This is a genomic window from Microbacterium sp. EST19A, from assembly GCF_019969685.1.
Taxonomy (GTDB): Bacteria; Actinomycetota; Actinomycetes; order Actinomycetales; family Microbacteriaceae; genus Microbacterium.
In genome coordinates, this window is record NZ_JAHXYZ010000003.1 from 225,369 (window position 1) to 241,564 (window position 16,196).

General features: G+C 68.4%; 19 protein-coding genes. 15 read left to right on the plus strand and 4 right to left on the minus strand.

Translation table 11 applies throughout. The annotated features are described in order from the left end of the window. Positions 1 to 8: 8 nt before the first annotated feature. The 12 genes from hrcA (at position 9) to LC452_RS18840 (ending at position 10,068) form a co-directional block, all read left to right on the plus strand. Positions 9 to 1,040 (plus strand): heat-inducible transcriptional repressor HrcA, encoded by a 1,032-nt coding sequence (hrcA, locus tag LC452_RS18785; protein WP_223628112.1) that lies wholly within the window; start codon positions 9 to 11, stop codon positions 1,038 to 1,040. Positions 1,041 to 1,077: 37 nt separating this feature from the next. Further along, positions 1,078 to 2,193, plus strand: a complete 1,116-nt coding sequence (gene dnaJ / locus LC452_RS18790; protein ID WP_223628114.1) for a molecular chaperone DnaJ — start codon at positions 1,078 to 1,080, stop codon at positions 2,191 to 2,193. Positions 2,194 to 2,195: 2 nt separating this feature from the next. Continuing rightward, positions 2,196 to 2,924, plus strand: a complete 729-nt coding sequence (locus LC452_RS18795) for a 16S rRNA (uracil(1498)-N(3))-methyltransferase (RefSeq protein ID WP_223628116.1) — start codon at positions 2,196 to 2,198, stop codon at positions 2,922 to 2,924. 49 nt (positions 2,925 to 2,973) lie between these two features. After that, positions 2,974 to 3,324 carry an HIT domain-containing protein gene (locus LC452_RS18800; protein ID WP_223628118.1) on the plus strand — a complete coding sequence of 117 codons (351 nt, stop codon included), beginning with the start codon at positions 2,974 to 2,976 and terminating at the stop codon, positions 3,322 to 3,324. Between the two features lie 79 nt (positions 3,325 to 3,403). Further along, on the plus strand, positions 3,404 to 4,429 hold the full coding sequence (locus LC452_RS18805) for a PhoH family protein (RefSeq protein WP_223628197.1): 1,026 nt from the start codon (positions 3,404 to 3,406) through the stop codon (positions 4,427 to 4,429). A gap of 16 nt (positions 4,430 to 4,445) precedes the next feature. Further along, complete coding sequence (gene ybeY, locus LC452_RS18810) at positions 4,446 to 4,904, plus strand: rRNA maturation RNase YbeY (RefSeq protein WP_223628120.1); 459 nt, start codon at positions 4,446 to 4,448, stop codon at positions 4,902 to 4,904. After that, positions 4,901 to 6,196: a hemolysin family protein gene (locus tag LC452_RS18815; RefSeq protein ID WP_223628122.1), complete on the plus strand. Its 1,296-nt coding sequence runs from the start codon at positions 4,901 to 4,903 to the stop codon at positions 6,194 to 6,196. The genes ybeY and LC452_RS18815 overlap by 4 nt, the downstream gene beginning before the upstream one ends. Next, entirely contained in the window at positions 6,189 to 7,085 is an 897-nt protein-coding gene (gene era / locus LC452_RS18820) for a GTPase Era (RefSeq protein ID WP_223628124.1), read from the plus strand. The genes LC452_RS18815 and era overlap by 8 nt, the downstream gene beginning before the upstream one ends. Before the next feature lie 54 nt (positions 7,086 to 7,139). Further along, positions 7,140 to 7,667 carry a sigma-70 family RNA polymerase sigma factor gene (locus tag LC452_RS18825; protein WP_223628126.1) on the plus strand — a complete coding sequence of 176 codons (528 nt, stop codon included), beginning with the start codon at positions 7,140 to 7,142 and terminating at the stop codon, positions 7,665 to 7,667. Further along, positions 7,657 to 8,643, plus strand: a complete 987-nt coding sequence (locus tag LC452_RS18830) for a hypothetical protein (RefSeq protein ID WP_223628128.1) — start codon at positions 7,657 to 7,659, stop codon at positions 8,641 to 8,643. The genes LC452_RS18825 and LC452_RS18830 overlap by 11 nt, the downstream gene beginning before the upstream one ends. Next, a complete protein-coding gene (locus tag LC452_RS18835) occupies positions 8,640 to 9,116 on the plus strand; it encodes a hypothetical protein (protein WP_223628130.1) in 477 nt (158 codons plus the stop codon). The genes LC452_RS18830 and LC452_RS18835 overlap by 4 nt, the downstream gene beginning before the upstream one ends. 10 nt (positions 9,117 to 9,126) lie before the next feature. Beyond that, positions 9,127 to 10,068, plus strand: coding sequence for an NADP-dependent oxidoreductase (locus LC452_RS18840; protein ID WP_223628131.1), 942 nt, complete (start codon positions 9,127 to 9,129; stop codon positions 10,066 to 10,068). A 35-nt stretch (positions 10,069 to 10,103) separates the two neighbouring features. Here LC452_RS18840 and LC452_RS18845 read toward each other — a convergent pair whose 3' ends face one another. Both LC452_RS18845 and LC452_RS18850 read right to left on the minus strand, forming a co-directional pair. Next, positions 10,104 to 10,604, minus strand: a complete 501-nt coding sequence (locus LC452_RS18845; protein ID WP_223628133.1) for a hypothetical protein — start codon at positions 10,602 to 10,604, stop codon at positions 10,104 to 10,106. Between the two features lie 57 nt (positions 10,605 to 10,661). Next, entirely contained in the window at positions 10,662 to 11,309 is a 648-nt protein-coding gene (locus tag LC452_RS18850) for a hypothetical protein (protein ID WP_223628135.1), read from the minus strand. 194 nt (positions 11,310 to 11,503) lie between these two features. Here LC452_RS18850 and leuA point away from each other — a divergent pair, with 194 nt between their 5' ends. Then, positions 11,504 to 13,258, plus strand: coding sequence for a 2-isopropylmalate synthase (gene leuA, locus LC452_RS18855; protein WP_223628136.1), 1,755 nt, complete (start codon positions 11,504 to 11,506; stop codon positions 13,256 to 13,258). Between the two features lie 103 nt (positions 13,259 to 13,361). Here the strand turns inward: leuA and LC452_RS18860 are convergent, their stop codons facing one another. Beyond that, on the minus strand, positions 13,362 to 14,054 hold the full coding sequence (locus LC452_RS18860) for a trimeric intracellular cation channel family protein (protein WP_223628138.1): 693 nt from the start codon (positions 14,052 to 14,054) through the stop codon (positions 13,362 to 13,364). Positions 14,055 to 14,088: 34 nt separating this feature from the next. Here LC452_RS18860 and recO point away from each other — a divergent pair, with 34 nt between their 5' ends. Further along, positions 14,089 to 14,832, plus strand: coding sequence for a DNA repair protein RecO (recO, locus tag LC452_RS18865; protein ID WP_223628141.1), 744 nt, complete (start codon positions 14,089 to 14,091; stop codon positions 14,830 to 14,832). Further along, a complete protein-coding gene (locus LC452_RS18870; RefSeq protein WP_223628142.1) occupies positions 14,829 to 15,632 on the plus strand; it encodes an isoprenyl transferase in 804 nt (267 codons plus the stop codon). Before recO ends, LC452_RS18870 begins: the two co-directional genes overlap by 4 nt. On the opposite strand, the gene LC452_RS18875 is transcribed toward LC452_RS18870, so the two are convergent. Further along, a complete protein-coding gene (locus LC452_RS18875; RefSeq protein ID WP_223628144.1) occupies positions 15,572 to 16,183 on the minus strand; it encodes an AAA family ATPase in 612 nt (203 codons plus the stop codon). The genes LC452_RS18870 and LC452_RS18875 overlap by 61 nt on opposite strands. Positions 16,184 to 16,196 lie beyond the last annotated feature (13 nt).

Here is a 16,196-nt window from a genome sequence, read left to right on the forward strand (position 1 = left end):
GGAAGGCGATGGTCTCAGAGCGAGGACTCCAGGTTCTCCGCGCGATCGTGCAGGACTACGTCGAGACCCATGAGCCGGTCGGCAGCCGCTCGATCGTCGACCGCTACTCCTTCGGCGTCTCCGCCGCGACCATCCGCAACGACATGGCGCTGCTCGAGGACGAGGAGCTGATCACGGCTCCGCACACCTCGTCCGGGCGCGTCCCGACCGATAAGGGCTACCGCGTCTTCGTCGATCACCTCGCGCAGCTGCGGCCGCTCAGCGTCGCCCAGCGCACGGCCATCGAGTCGTTCCTGACGGCGCCCACCGACCTCGACGATCTGATGGTCCGCACCGTCCGCGTGCTCACGCAGCTGACGGGACAGGTCGCGCTCGCCCAGTACCCGTCATTCGCCCGTGCGCACATCACCCACCTCGAGCTCGTGGCCCTCGCCCCGAATCGCGTGCTGATCGTGCTCGTCACCGACGCGGGCGGCGTGTCGCAGCGACTGACGCCGCTGCCGGTCGACGTGGATGAAGCCGACACCGCCCTGCTCCGCGCACGGCTGTCGGCGCTCATCACCGGGCAGGCGGTGAGCGACGCCGCAGAGCGTCTCCAGAACCTGGTCGCCGGCGATGAGCAGCCGAGGGACGCGGCGCTGCGGACGATCGCCGCGGTCGTGATCGAAGAGCTCGGGGAGTTCCGTCAGGAGCGCCTCGTGATGGCGGGGGCTGCGACGCTCGCCCGTCGCGAGCAGGACTTCCGCGGCAGCATCCACCCGATCCTCGAGGCGATCGAGGAGCAGATGACCCTGCTGCGGCTGATGGGTGAGATGGTGACCGACGAACACGGCCTCGGCGCGAGCATCGGCACCGAGAACGAGCCGTTCGGCCTCGGCGAGGCATCGATCGTCGCCAGCAACTACGCCGCTCCCAGCGGCACGGCGAGAGTCGGCGTGATGGGGCCGACGCGCATGGACTATCCGAGCAATCTCGCGGCAGCGCGGGCAGTCGCCCGCTACCTGTCGCGGATGCTCGACGAGGACGAGGCCGGTCGCTGAGGCGACGGTCACGAGAGACACACGCAGAAAGGCGATTGTGGCGGACCACTATGAGGTTCTCGGGGTGTCCCGAGACGCTTCCACCGATGAGATCAAGAAGGCGTATCGCCGCCTGGCGCGGCAGCTGCACCCGGACGTGAACCCGGGCGACGACGCCGCAGAGAAGTTCAAGCTCGTCACGCATGCGTACGACGTGCTCAGCGACGACGACTCCCGACGCCGCTACGACATGGGCGGGGGTGACGGGGCCGCCGGCAACTTCCAGGGCTTCGGCGGCTTCGGCGACATCTTCGAGACGTTCTTCGGCGCCGCACAGGGCGGCGGCCGCGGCGGTCGCCCGAGATCCCGACGAGAGCGTGGCCAGGACGCACTCGTCCGTGTGACCCTCGACCTCGGCGACGTCGTCTTCGGTGCGCATCGCGACATCGAGGTCGACACAGCGATCCTGTGCGAGACCTGCCAGGGCTCGTGCTGCCAGGAGGGCACCTCGCCCGTCACCTGCGACATTTGCGGCGGGTCGGGTCACGTGCAGCGCCAGGTGCGCAGCCTGCTCGGCAACGTCGTCACGTCGCAGCCGTGCGGCACCTGCGAGGGCTACGGCACCACGATCCCGTTCCCGTGCGGAACGTGCGGCGGCCAGGGTCGCGTGCGCTCGCGCCGCACGGTGTCGCTCGACATCCCGGCGGGCGTGGAGACCGGACTGCGGCTGCAGCTTCCGGGTTCCGGCGAGGTCGGCAAGGCGGGTGGCCCCAACGGCGATCTGTACGTCGAGGTGACCGTGAACGCGCACCAGGCCTTCAGCCGTGAGGGCGACGACCTGCTCGCCACCCTCGAGGTCTCGATGACCGACGCGATCCTCGGTACGGAGACGGCGATCCAGGGTCTCGACGGCGAGGTCGATCTGGAGATCCGCCCCGGCGTGCAGTCGGGCGATGTGCTGACGATCAAGGGCCGCGGCATCACGCCGCTGCGCGGTTCGCAGCGCGGTGACCTGCGGGTCGGCGTGCAGGTCGTGACGCCCACCAAGCTCGATTCCGCGCAGCGTGCGCTGATCGAAGACTTCGCGAAGAAGGCGAAGGCCCCGGGCCCGCAGCTCGCGCAGTTCCAGCAGGGACTCTTCTCCAAGCTCCGCGACCGCTTCCGCGCGCACTGATCGTGGCGCTGCACTTCCTCGTCGAGTCGTCGACGGATGCCGGTGTCGGAGACGTCGTGACGCTGACCGGCGCCGAGGCGAAGCATGCCGCCGTCGTGCGTCGTCTCCGTGTCGGCGAGGCCGTCACGGTCGGCGACGGCGCGGGGGTGTGGCTCTCCGGGGTCGCCGAAGCGGTGTCGCCCACGCTCGTCGACGTGCGCATCGAGGAGCGCATCGAGCATCCGGCCCCGGCACCGCGCATCGTCCTCGTGCAGGCGTTGGCGAAGGGCGACCGTGACGAGCTCGCCGTGCAGGCCGCGTGCGAACTCGGCGTCGACGAGATCGTCCCGTGGCAGGCGAGCCGCAGTGTGTCGCGCTGGGAGGGGCCGAAAGCCGTGAAGGGCCGCGAGCGCTGGGCGACCATCGTGCGGGAGGCCGCCAAGCAGGCGCACCGCGCGTGGGTCCCCGATGTCGCGACCCCGGTGTCGACGACGCAGCTCGCGGCACGGGCGAGTGCCGAGAGAGTGCTGCTGCTCGACCCCACGGCATCCGTCCGCCTGTCGGAGATCGAGTCCGACGGGCGCGACCTCGTGCTGGTGGTCGGCCCGGAGGGCGGGATCTCCGACGAAGAGCTCAGCCGCCTGACGGATGCCGGAGCGGAACGCGTGCTCCTCGGTGACACGGTGCTGCGCACCTCGACCGCCGGTCCGGCGGCGATCGCCGTGCTGTCGGTCGCGCTCGGACGCTGGTGAGTCCGCGACCCACCGGCCCCGTGACGCGCCGGTCAGTAGACTTGACCCCATGACGGAACCCTCGATCTTCACGCGCATTCTGAACGGGGAGATCCCTGCAGAGATCCTCGGCAAGACGGATCGGGTCTTCGCCTTGCGCGACATCGCGCCTCAGGCGCCGGTGCATCTGCTCGTCGTACCGAAGACGGCGGACTACCGCGATGTCGCCGAGCTCGCCGCCGGCGACCCGTCGTTGCTCGCCGAGATGGTGGCGTTCGCCAAGGAGCTCGCCGCCCAGCACACGGATGACGGAGACTTCCGTCTCGTGTTCAACTCCGGCGCCAACGCCGGACAGACGGTGTTCCACGTCCACGCTCATGTGCTGGGCGGCGGACTGACGGAGAAGAGTGTCGGTGCCTGACAACCACGAACCACAGGAGCGGAGTCTCGGCGGCCAGCCGCCGGAGTCGGTCGAGAAGATCTACGCCGACGGCGTCGCGATGGTGCAGCTGCTCGGCCCGCAGGATCGCCTCCTGCGCATGCTCGAGAAGGAGCACCGCGACGTGCAGGTGCTCGTGCGCGGCAACGAGATCACGCTCAGCGGCAGCCGTGAGGCGGTCGCCGGCGCGAAGGCCCTCGTCGACGAGCTGATGGCCATGACGAAGGCCGGTCACGACCTCGCACCGAGCGACGTGTCGAACTCCGCGCGCATGCTGCGCCAAGAGGGCGGTCCGCGTCCGAGCGAGGTGCTCGGGGAGGCCATCCTCTCCACGCGCGGCAAGGTCATCCGTCCGAAGACGCTCGGTCAGAAGGAGTACGTCGACGCGATCGAGGAGAACACGATCGTGTTCGGGATCGGTCCCGCCGGAACGGGCAAGACCTACCTCGCGATGGCGAAGGCCGTGCAAGCGCTGCAGCGCAAAGAGGTCACCCGCATCATCCTCACGCGTCCGGCCGTCGAGGCGGGGGAGCGGCTGGGGTTCCTCCCCGGCACGCTCACCGACAAGATCGACCCCTACCTGCGACCGCTCTACGACGCCCTCAACGAGATGATGGACCCCGAGATCGTGCCTCGGCTGATGGCCACCGGCACGATCGAGGTCGCACCGCTCGCCTACATGCGCGGCCGCACCCTGAACGACTCGTTCGTCGTGCTCGACGAGGCGCAGAACACGACGCCCGAGCAGATGAAGATGTTCCTGACGCGTCTCGGCTTCGGCACGCGGATGGTCGTCACCGGTGATATCACGCAGGTCGATCTGCCGCAGGGTGCGTCGGGCCTCCGTCTGGTCACGCGGGTGCTCGACGGCATCGAGGACATCCACTTCTCGCGGCTCACGAGCGCCGACGTCGTGCGTCACTCGCTGGTCGGCCGCATCGTCGACGCGTACAGCGAGTACGACGAGAAGCGCACGGCCCAGCGGTTCGAGCGCGAGCAGGCGGCGGAGTTCGCGAATCGCGCGGACCGCCGCGGAGCACAGCGACCAGGACCCCGCGACCGGATGCCGAAACGAGGCCTCTCCTGATGAAACGAGCACAGGCATGATCGAGATCAACAACGAGTCGGCCATCGACATCGACGAGACCGTGCTGCAGCGGCTGACCGACTTCAACCTCGCCCAGCTCCATGTCAGCCCCGACGCCGAGGTGGCGATCGTGCTGGTCGACGAAGGCGCAATGGAGGCGCTCCATGTGCAGTGGATGGATGAGCCCGGTCCGACCGACGTGCTCAGCTTCCCGATGGACGAACTGCGGCCCGGCACGGAGGACCGCCCGACGGCACCCGGACTGCTCGGCGACATCGTGCTCTGCCCGCAGGTCGCCGAGACACAAGCGCAGGCGGCCGGTCACACGCTGATGGACGAGCTCATCCTGCTCACCACGCACGGTCTGCTGCACCTCCTCGGATTCGATCACGCCGAGCCCGATGAGGAGCGTGAGATGTTCGGTCTGCAGAAGGAGCTCATCCAGGGCTTCGCCGCAGCCGAACGCCGCCGATGACAGCGGCTCTCCTGCTCATCGCCGCCGTGCTGCTGGTGGCGTTCGGTGGCCTGATGGCGGCGATCGATGCCGCCTACGGCGTCGCATCCCGCGCCAACCTCGCCGACATGGCGACCGAAGGACGGCGCGCGAAGGCCCTGGGCCGCATCGCCGCCGACCTCGACGCGCACGTCAACGCGGTCGCCTTCATCCGCGTGCTGGCCGAGGTCACGGCGGCTGTGCTCGTGACGGTGGCATTCACGATCCTCATCGAGAACAACTGGTGGGCGATGCTCGCCGCGGCGCTGCTGATGACCGCGATCACGTTCGTGCTCGTCGGCGCGAGCCCGCGGTCGTTCGGACGTCAGCATGCGGAGGGCATGATCCGCGGCACGGCCTCGATCGTGCGCGGACTCCGCATCTTCCTCGGTCCGCTCGCACAGGCGCTCGTCGTGCTCGGCAACCGTGTCACTCCGGGCACGGGCCGCAGCTCGTTCACGAGTGAGGACCAGCTGCTCAGCATGGTCGACGAAGCCGCGTCCAACGACCTCATCGAAGAGGACGACCGCGATCTCATCCACTCGGTGTTCGACTTCACCGACCAGTTCGTCCGTGCGGTGATGGTGCCGCGCACCGAGATGGTCACGGTCGATGCGACAGCGACCACCGACGAGGCCATGTCCCTCTTCCTCCACCGCGGCGTCTCGCGCATGCCCGTGGTGGACGACGATGCCGACGACGTGGTGGGCGTGCTGTACCTCAAGGATCTCGTGCAGTTCGCCTACCGCGACGACAGCGCGTGGCGCGCGGCATCCATCCGCCCCATCGCCCGCCCGGCGACGTTCGTGCCCGAGTCGATGCGCGCCGAGACTCTGCTCCAGCAGATGAAGCGCGACGCCGTCCACGTGTGCCTGGTCATCGACGAGCACGGAGGCATCTCCGGGCTGGTCACACTGGAAGACCTCATCGAGGAGCTCGTCGGGGAGATCTCCGACGAGTACGATCAGGTGTCCGCCGAGTTCGTCGATCTCGGCGATGGCCGGTACCGCGTCAGCGCCCGACTCTCGCTCGAGGACGTCGGCGATCTCTTCGGTCTCGAACTCGAGGACGAGGACGTCGACTCCATCGGCGGTCTGCTCGGCAAGGCGCTGGGACAGGTGCCGCAGCCCGGCGCGACGGCGACGGTCGAGGGCCTCGCCCTCACCGGCGGCGCGTCCCGAGGTCGCGGTCGCGGAATCGCCACGGTCTTCGTGGAACGCACGGCAACGGAGCCCGACGCTTCGCAGGACGAGGGAGAACGACACGATGACTGAGCACACCCGAAGCGGCTTCGTGACCTTCGTGGGCCGACCGAACGTCGGCAAGTCCACCCTCACCAACGCGCTCGTCGGCGAGAAGATCGCCATCACCAGCGAGAAGCCGCAGACCACCCGGCGCGCCATCCGCGGTATCGTGAACCGCCCCGAGGGGCAGCTCGTCATCGTCGACACCCCCGGCATCCACAAGCCGCGCACGCTGCTCGGTGAGCGGCTCAACGACCTCGTCGACCAGGTTCTCGGCGACGTCGACGTCATCGGGTTCTGCGTGCCCGCGACGGAGAAGGTCGGACCCGGCGATCGTCGCATCGCCGCCTCGCTCGACGGGTATGCTCGCGCGAAGAAGATCGCGATCGTCACGAAGACCGATGCCGCGGGGCGCGACGACATCACCGAGCGGCTGCTCGAGGTCGACGCTCTCCGCGAGGACTGGGCCGCGGTCATCCCGCTGTCGGCACTGACGCACGACCAGCTGGAGGTGCTGGCCGACGAGGTCCTCAGCCTGATGCCGAAGGGCCCGGCTCTCTACCCGGAGGGCATCACGACCGACGAGTCGCAGGAGGACCGCATCGCGGAGATGATCCGCGAGGCTGCACTCGACGGCGTCCGCGACGAGCTCCCGCACTCCATCGCCGTCGTGATCGACGACATCGCACCGCGCGAGGGAACCGACCTGACCGACGTGCACGCCTCGATCGTCGTCGAACGGGACAGCCAGAAGGCGATCATCATCGGGCACAAGGGGAAGCGCTTGAGCGACGTCGGGGCACGTGCCCGGGTGGGCATCGAGAAGCTCCTCGGTACGCGGGTGTTCCTCGGGCTGCACGTGAAGGTCGCGAAGGAATGGCAGCGCGACCCGAAGCAGCTCGGCCGGCTCGGGTTCTGAGATGCGCTCCGGCACGACGTCGATGGCGGCGGGCAGACCGCCGACCCTGAAGGCATGAACGGACGCAGCCTCGACCCGAACGCGCTGCGCAACGAGGTCTTCACCCGCGTCTTCGACGACAACTGGGCATCGGTGCGGCATCACATCGAGTGCGTGGTCGACGACGACGCGGAGGTCACCGAGATCGTCTCGGAGGTGTTCCTCCTCGCATGGTCGCGGCTCAAGCCCTCGCGCCCCATGGGGCGGATCTGGCTGCTGCGCGCGGCAGAGCGGCGTCTGCGTGCGCGATCAGGACGTCGGCTGACGCTGCACACCGCGCTCGATGCCGTGCACGCCGGGGTCACCGGAGACTCTGCTCCGCCAGGGCGTGTCGGGCGCGCGGAGGTCGTCCGGGCTTTGGGTGTCCTCAGCGGCAAGGAACGGCGTATCATCATGCTGACGTACTGGGATGGACTCGCGGTGGGGGAGATCGCGGAGTTGTCGCGCGCTTCTGAGTTCCGGGTACGGAAGACGCTTCGCCGTGCACAGGATCGTCTGCGCACCGAGTTGGGCCTGGAGGGGGTGACATCCGATGACGACTGACAACGCGGTGCTCGAGAGGGCGCTGAGCGACGCCGACCCGGCGCGTACTCCGCGCGATGCGGCGCCCGATGCCCGCGCCATCGCCACTCGCGACCGGATCCTCCGTTCGACGGCCGCCCCGAAGAAGCGCCGTCGTGCGCGTGCTCTGGGTTGGGCGACGGGTGTCGTCGCAGTCGCGACGGCCTCGGTGGTCGCCTTCGCCATGCTCACACCGCAGGTCGCCGCGGTGGCGGGCACGCCTTCTCCGCTGGAGTTCGCCGGGGAATCCACGGTGGCCGACATCGTCGAGGAGGCGCAGACCGATCTCGTGACATCGGTCGGTCCTGCGGAGGCCGAGCGAACCGTCAGGACGGCCTCGTGGGGCTTCTCGGTCGACGTGGGCAACGAGATCACCAAGGTCGTTCCGCAGCTCTCGACCCTGACCTGGGAGCCCGACGGTTCGGGGCGGATGACGATCATCGCGGGTGTCCCGTACGATCCGACGGATGCTGTCGCCAACAATGCGGCCGAGGTGACCAGCAGCGGAAAGGTCGTCACGGATCTCGTCATGGAGCCCGGCGACTTCACGACGCCGTGGATGACGGTGCCTGCCGCGAGCGGCGATGACATGGTGGCGGTGCTTCGCGCCTTCGGCATGCCGGACGACCCCACCGCGTTCGACGTGGAGACCGCATTCACATCCGTGCTCCAGCAATGGACGCTGACGAACCCGCAGCACGCGGAGCTTCTCTCCCTTCTCGAGGACGCTGGCGACGGCGTCGCACTCGGCACATCCACCGACCGTCTCGGACGACCGGTCTCGGGCATCCGCGTGCAATCGTCGGACGGCGCTGTGAGCGACCTCGTCCTGATCTCGCGTGAGACGGGCCGGATCGTCGGCGTCGAACGCACGGTGCTCATCGCAGACGAGGTGTTCGACGCGGGGGCGATCATCTCCTACGAGATGTGGGATGTCACGGAGGGAACCATCGGATGAAGCGTGCGACCACGACGGTTCTGGCCGGTCTCATCGGACTCATCATCGTGATGACGTCGGCTCCGGCCGTCGCGGCGCCGTCGGGCGATGCCGAACCGGACCCGCAGATCACGGCGATGCTCGAAGAGGTGCCGGGCGGCATCGTCATCGACTCGAGGCATGCGGTGTGGCCGGAGCTCGCGATGGAATTGACCGTGTTCGCGGACCGCGGGCGGTCCGCGCGCTCGGTCGGAAGCTGCGCGACGAACAAGATCTGCGTGTACAACGGTGTTTCACTGGGTGGCACGAGTGCGCTGACGTTCAGCACGTGCAGCAACCACACGATTCCGTCCTCGTTCTCGGCCAAGTCGCTGGCGAACGCCCGCACCTCGGGCTACGTGGAGGGGCGCAGCGGGTCCACGGTGGTCGCGACGGTGTACGCGGGCAGCTGGGCCAATGCGTCCGGCCTCACCACCCTCCGCTGCTATCTCTGAGGAGGGGAACATGGCACTGCACTGGATCGCCCGAGCCTGGGGCGCGCCCGAGTCCTGGGACTTCGCCGCGTACGAGCCGTCCGCACCCGCCGAGGGCGAGGTCACGATCCGCGTCCGTGCGGCCGGAGTGAACCCCGCCGACGCGAAGCACTTCGCTGCCCCGCGGGCGGGACTCGAGTTCCCGGTGCCGATCGGGTACGAGGTCTCCGGTGAACTGACCGAGATCGGACCGGACACCGTCATCGGGTCGGGCGCAGCGGTCGTCGGCGACGAGGTCGTCGCCTTCCGCGTGCGCGGCGGGTATGCGACCGAGGTGACGGTGCCCGCCGAGAAGGCGTTCGCGAAGCCCACGACGCTCACCCATCCTGAGGCGGCGAACCTGCTGCTCGTGGGAACGACGGCGGCCGAGATGCTCGCTGTCACCGGCGCCGCGCCGGGAGAGACGATCCTGCTCCACGGCGCATCAGGCGCCGTAGGCGTCAGCGTGCTGCAGCAGGCGCGGCTGCGCGGTATCCGTGTCATCGGGACTGCGGGCGAAGAGCGCTTCGACGAGGTGCGCCGATTGGGTGGCATCCCGGTCCGCTACGGTGCTGGCCTCGCTGATCGGGTGCGCGACGCCGCGGGCGGGCCGATCGCCGCCGCGCTCGACGCCGTCGGCACCGACGAGGCCGTGGACGTCTCGCTCGATCTCGTCGCCGATCGCGGGCGCATCGTCACGATCGCCGCGTTCGGTCGCGCGGAAGCGGACGGCATCCTGGCCATCGCCGGATCGATGCCTGCGAGCACGCGGTTCCGTGACGAAGTGCGCGGGGAACTCGTCGCCCTGGCGCAGAACGGCGACCTCGTCGTGCCCGTGGCTCGGACGTTCGCTCTCCATGATGCGCCCGAGGCGCACCGCCTCCTCGCGACCGGGCACCCCGGCGGCAAGCTCGCGCTGATCCCGGACGTATGAGATCCCGGTTCGGCTGGCACTCGCAGGCTCGGGGATCAGGGTCCGACGGCGAAGATCACGGCGATCGCGGAGAAGAGCGCCGCGAGGATGAAGACCCAACCGGCGAACGTCGAGACGATCATCCGGGCGTACCGCTCGATCTCGGGGTCTCGATAGATGTCACCGGAGTGAGCACGCAGCCGCTGCGCGGCCAGAATCGCGAGGCGCCGCCGTGAGAGAAGGACGACGAGGCCGATCAGCGCCAAGATCGCAGCGGCGATCAGAGGACCGACGACCTCCCACGGCTTGGACGAGCCCCGACCCGATTCCGGCGCCGTCATCGCACCGCTGACGATCACGAACGTTCCGAAGGCCATGAAGAATATCCCGAGGATTCGGTTCGACCACGGTCCTTGCGAGGCGTTCATGACAGCTCCGCGACGGGCGCTGATCAGGTAGTTGCCGGCGACCAGAAAGTCGGTCAACTGTCGGGCGAAGATGATCGCCATGAGACCGAACACAGCGACGAACCCACCCAGGAGGAGCTCGATCGTCATTGGTTCGCCGTCATCATCTCGCGCATGACGAAATGATCGCACAGGCGCCGACGTCGTTCAGTCGATCTCGCGGAGCGACGAGGTCACGATGACCACGTCGTCGCCGAACTCGGCGTCGGCGGCATCCTGGATCGTGCCGTCGTCCCAGACGACCTGCAGCCAGACGTATCCGCGATCCGTTCCCACGGTGAGAGCGTCAGTCCCGAGCCGTTGGGAGATGTCGTCCTGGATGCTCGTGAGCTCGGTCTCAGGCGTCGCGCCCTCCACCCCGCCCGTCGGATCCTCCGGCGCCACCGGGTCGAACAGCGCGAGCATGATCGGCGGGTCGGTGATCGTCAGACGCTCCCCGTCGTAGGTGGCGTACACCGCATACGCACCCCAGGTCGTCTCGCCGCTGGTCTCGCTGCCGTCGACGCCGTCCCAGCTCCAGTCATCGAGCGGGACGCCGCTGCACTGGGGCGGGTACGACTCCATGATCGCGCCCAGGCACAGCTGCACCTCTCCCGCGGTGTCCAGCACGGTGCCGACGCCGATCACGCGTCCCTCCGGCAGGCCCGGGGTGATGTTCTCGAGGCGCTGATCGGAGGGGACGGCGGTGTTCGTCGGGGCGGGGGAATCGCCCGGTCCGCTCGCGCAGGCGCTGAGGGCGAGGACCCCGAGGACGGATGCCGCGGCAAGAAGCCGGCGACGCTGCGATGTGCTCATACTCCTCAGTGTCGTCTGCGCCCGGATCGTCTCGCGACCGTCGAACGAGGTCGGAGCATCCCTGCTAGCATGGCCGCATGCCTTTCGGCGGTCTGCTTCTTCTTAGCTGCCGCGACGAGTCCTAAGAGCTAGGGCCTTCCTCGTCGCGGCGCTTGTGTTGGCCCGTACATCTTGACGAAGAGAAGAAGCCCATCATGCAGAACACTCAGCGCTCCTCAGCGATGCCGATCCACAAGTATCGGCCGTTCCACGAGCAGATCAACGTCCACCTGCCGGACCGCACCTGGCCCGACGCCCGCATCACCGAGGCTCCGCGCTGGTGCGCGGTCGACCTCCGCGACGGCAACCAGGCCCTCATCGACCCGATGTCGCCCGAGCGCAAGCGCGTCATGTTCGAGCTGCTCGTCAGCATGGGCTATAAGGAGATCGAGGTCGGCTTCCCCTCGGCGAGCCAGACCGACTTCGACTTCGTCCGCCAGCTCATCGAAGAGAACCTGATCCCCGACGATGTCACCATCCAGGTGCTGACGCAGGCGCGCGAGCACCTCATCGAGCGCACGTACGAGTCGATCGCCGGAGCGAAGCAGGCGATCGTCCACCTGTACAACTCGACCAGCGTGCTGCAGCGCGAGGTCGTGTTCCGCACCGACAACCAGGGCATCATCGACATCGCGCTCGAGGGCGCTCGCCTGTGCCGGAAGTTCGAGAAGACCATCCCCGACACGAAGGTCTACTACGAATACTCGCCCGAGAGCTACACGGGCACCGAGCTCGAGTTCGCCCTCGACATCTGCAACCAGGTCATCGAGGTGTTCGAGCCGACTCCCGACCGCAAGGTGATCATCAACCTACCGGCGACGGTCGAGATGGCTTCGCCGAACGTCTACGCCGACTCCATCGAGTGGATGAGCCGCCGCCTCGCGCACCGTGAGAACGTCATCCTGTCGCTGCACCCGCACAACGACCGCGGCACCGCGATCGCCGCGGCCGAGCTCGGCTACATGGCCGGAGCCGACCGCATCGAGGGCTGCCTCTTCGGCAACGGCGAGCGCACCGGCAACGTCGACATCGTCGCGCTCGGCATCAACCTGTTCACTCAGGGCATCGACCCGCAGATCGACTTCAGCGACATCGACCAGGTCAAGCGCACGGTCGAGTACTGCAACCAGCTGCCGGTGCCCGAGCGCAGCCCTTGGGCCGGAGACCTCGTCTTCACCGCCTTCAGCGGCTCGCACCAGGATGCGATCAAGAAGGGCTTCGAGGCGATGGCCGCGCGAGCCGACGCCGAGGGCGTCACGGTCGACGAGATCGAATGGGCCGTGCCATACCTGCCGGTCGACCCGAAGGACCTGGGCCGCTCCTACGAGGCCGTCATCCGCGTCAATTCGCAGTCCGGCAAGGGCGGCGTCGCGTACCTGCTGAAGTCCGACCACGCGATCGACCTGCCGCGCAAGCTGCAGATCGAGTTCTCGGGTGTCGTGCAGGCGAAGACGGATGCCGAGGGCGGCGAGGTCACGTCCGACCAGATCTGGTCGATCTTCAACGACGAGTACCTGCCCGCCGACGACGCGACCGCCAAGTGGGGTCGTTTCGAGCTGCTCGCGACGCAGACCCGCAGCGACATGTCGGGAGAGGTCGTTCTCGACGTCGTGCTGCGCGACGACGAGCAGCAGCTCGCCGTCGCAGGATCCGGCAACGGTCCGGTCGCCGCGTTCGTCGAGGTGCTGCGCGCGCAGGGCTTCGACATCACGGTCTACGACTACGTCGAGCACGCTCTCAGCGCCGGTGGTGACGCGCAGGCCGCGGCCTACGTCGAGCTGCAGGTCGGCGACCAGCGCCTGTGGGGCGTCGGCATCGACGGCGATATCTCGACCGCGTCGCTCAAGGCGATCGTGTCGGGCGTGAACCGCTCGATCCGCACGCGCGAGCAGGAGCTGGCCGCCGTCTGAACATCTCGCGCGACGTCCTTCGTCTCGTCGCTGCGCTCCTCGCTCAGGAACCGGGGGTTTCGGTCCCTGAGCGAGCCGCAGCGAGACGAAGGGCGTCGCGTGTTCAGTCGCGCGGCTTGACGATCGGGATGGCGCCGGTCTCGGCGGCGACCTTGCGGCGGTAGATGCGGCGCTGCTCCGGGAGCGACACGTCGAAGCTCACCGCAAGCACCCGGATCACGGCTGTCACCACGATGCCGAAGACGGCGGCGAGGGTGATCGTCATCCCGAAGCCGTTCGCGATGACGATGAAGGTGCATCCCGCACCGGCGGCGACCGCGTAGAGCGAGCCCACGTGCATGATCGAGGTCGGCAGACCCATCAGCATGTCGCGCAGCACACTGCCCCCGACCGCGGCGCATACGCCGATGAAGACCGCGGGAACGGGCGGGATGCCGAACGCGATCGCCTTGCTCGTGCCGAAGGCGCCGAACATTCCGATCACCACCGCATCCAGCACCACGATGACGGTGTTGAGTCGGTTGAAGAGTCCGGCGAGCAGCATCCCCAGCAGAGCCGCGCCCGTGGCGGTCAACAGGTACCAGTTGCTCTGCAACGTGGCGGGCGTCTGGCCGAGCAGGATGTCGCGGATCAGACCGCCGCCCATGCCGATCATGATGCCGATGATCGCGACGCCCAACCAGTCCAGTCGGCGCTGTCCCTGGAAACCCGAGGCGAACAGCGCGCCCTGCACCCCGCCGAGCCCGACGCCGAGAAGGTCCGCCCACAGCGGAATGGTGAAGAGCGGTTCGGTCACGCTTCCATTCTCGCGCACGGAGGATAATCGAAGGGTGCCCACCTACCGAGACGAAGTGGTGATCCTGCGCACCCACAAGCTGGGCGAGGCGGATCGCATCGTCACCATGCTGTCGCGCCGGCACGGCAAGGTCCGGGCGGTGGCGAAGGGCGTGCGCCGCACGTCGTCGAAGTTCGGCTCCCGGCTGGAGCCGTTCATGGTCGCCGATGTGCAGCTCTACCAGGGCCGCTCCCTCGACATCGTGCAGCAGGCGGAGTCGCTCGGCTCTTACGGCACCGACATCGTCGCGCACTACGACCGCTTCACCTCGGCCAACGCGATGGTCGAGACCGCCGACCGCCTGAGCGATTCCGAGGCGACGCCCGAGCAGTACCTGCTCCTCGTCGGCGGCCTGCGCGCGCTCTCGCGGGGCGAGCACGTGCCGCGCAGCATCCTGGACTCCTACCTGCTGCGCGTCATGTCCCTGTCGGGATGGGCGCCGTCTCTCGACGACTGCGCCCGATGCGCGGCGCCCGGACCGCACAGCACGTTCGTCGCCCAGCTGGGTGGGCTCGTATGCGTGAACGATGCCCCGGCGGGAAGCCCGCGCATCGCCGAACGCACGCTCGAACTGCTCCGCGCGCTGATCCGAGGCGACTGGGAGTTCATCGACGCGGCATCTCCCGCCGAGTCGGCGGCCGCGGCCGGTCTCGTCGGGGCTTACGCCCAATGGCACCTGGAGCGCGGCATCCGCTCGCTCTCCCACGTTTCCGACATCCGAGGAGAAGGAGCACGGTGAGCCCGAAGCCGTACACGCATAAGGACGCCGTGGCCTATCGCCCCATCGACTGGACGGGCGTGCACCCGCCGACGTTCCCCGCGGTGCCGGAGCACGTCGCGATCGTCATGGACGGCAACGGCCGCTGGGCCAACCGTCGGGGGCTCAGCAGGATCGAGGGGCACAAGGCGGGCGAGGAAGTGCTCCTCGATGTGGTCGCGGGTGCGATCCAGGCCGGGGTGAAGCATCTGTCCGTCTACGCGTTCTCCACGGAGAACTGGGCGCGGTCTCCAGACGAGGTCCGCTTCCTGATGGGCTACAACCGCGACGTGCTGCACCGTCGTCGCGACCAGCTCAACGAGTGGGGCGTGCGCGTGCGCTGGGCGGGCCGCAAGCCGCGGCTCTGGGGGAGCGTCATCAAGGAGCTGCAGTACGCCGAGCAGCTCACGAAGGGCAACGACGTCCTCACGCTCACCATGTGCGTCAACTACGGCGGACGGATCGAGCTCGTCGACGCGATGCGCTCGATCGCCGCCGACGTTGCGGCTGGACGGGTGAAGCCGAACGCGATCAGCGAGAAGATGATCCGGCGCCACCTCTACGTGCCCGACATGCCCGACGTCGATCTCTTCGTGCGCAGCTCGGGCGAGCAGCGCACCTCCAACTTCCTGCTCTGGGAGTCCGCTTACGCCGAGATGGTGTTCCTCGACACGCTGTGGCCCGACTTCTCGCGCGAGGAGCTGTGGCGCGCGATCGGCGTCTACCTGTCGCGCGACCGTCGCTTCGGCGGAGCTGTCGACACCCCTGACGCGTCGGCCTGAGCACGGAGCCACCGCTCCGTTTCGCGCGGGTGTCGCAGGCGCACGATCGTCAGATGCGGGAAGCGCTCCTGCAACCCGGGCAGGCGCTCGGCCCAGTGCCGCAGGGTCTTCGTCTGCCAGGCAAGGATGTTCGTCTCGGGATCGCGGTTGAGGAGATTCCACGGTCCTGGCTCGCGATTGCCGTTCCAGAGCTCCTGTCGCAGGATGCCGCGGGCGAGGGTGCGTCGGATCAATCGACCCCGGACCACGCGGTACGGGTAGTCGAGCCACACGGCCACCTGCGCACGCGGTGCCAGGATCTCGTTCGTCCCCTTGCTGGTGTACTGCCACTCGGTCACCCAGCGATCCTCGGCAGCGAACGCGCGCACGTCGTCGAGGAACTCCGGTCGCGGCGTCCAGTTCGGTCCGTGGAAGAGAGCGTCGATCTCCACGTGCCGCAGACCCCAGGCATCCCCGATGCGCGCGGAGAGGGTCGTCTTCCCCGACCCGGACACGCCCGCGACGAGCACACGCTCGGGGCGGTCGGGAAGCGGATCGTCGGCGGAGAGCATCCGGAAATCCTAT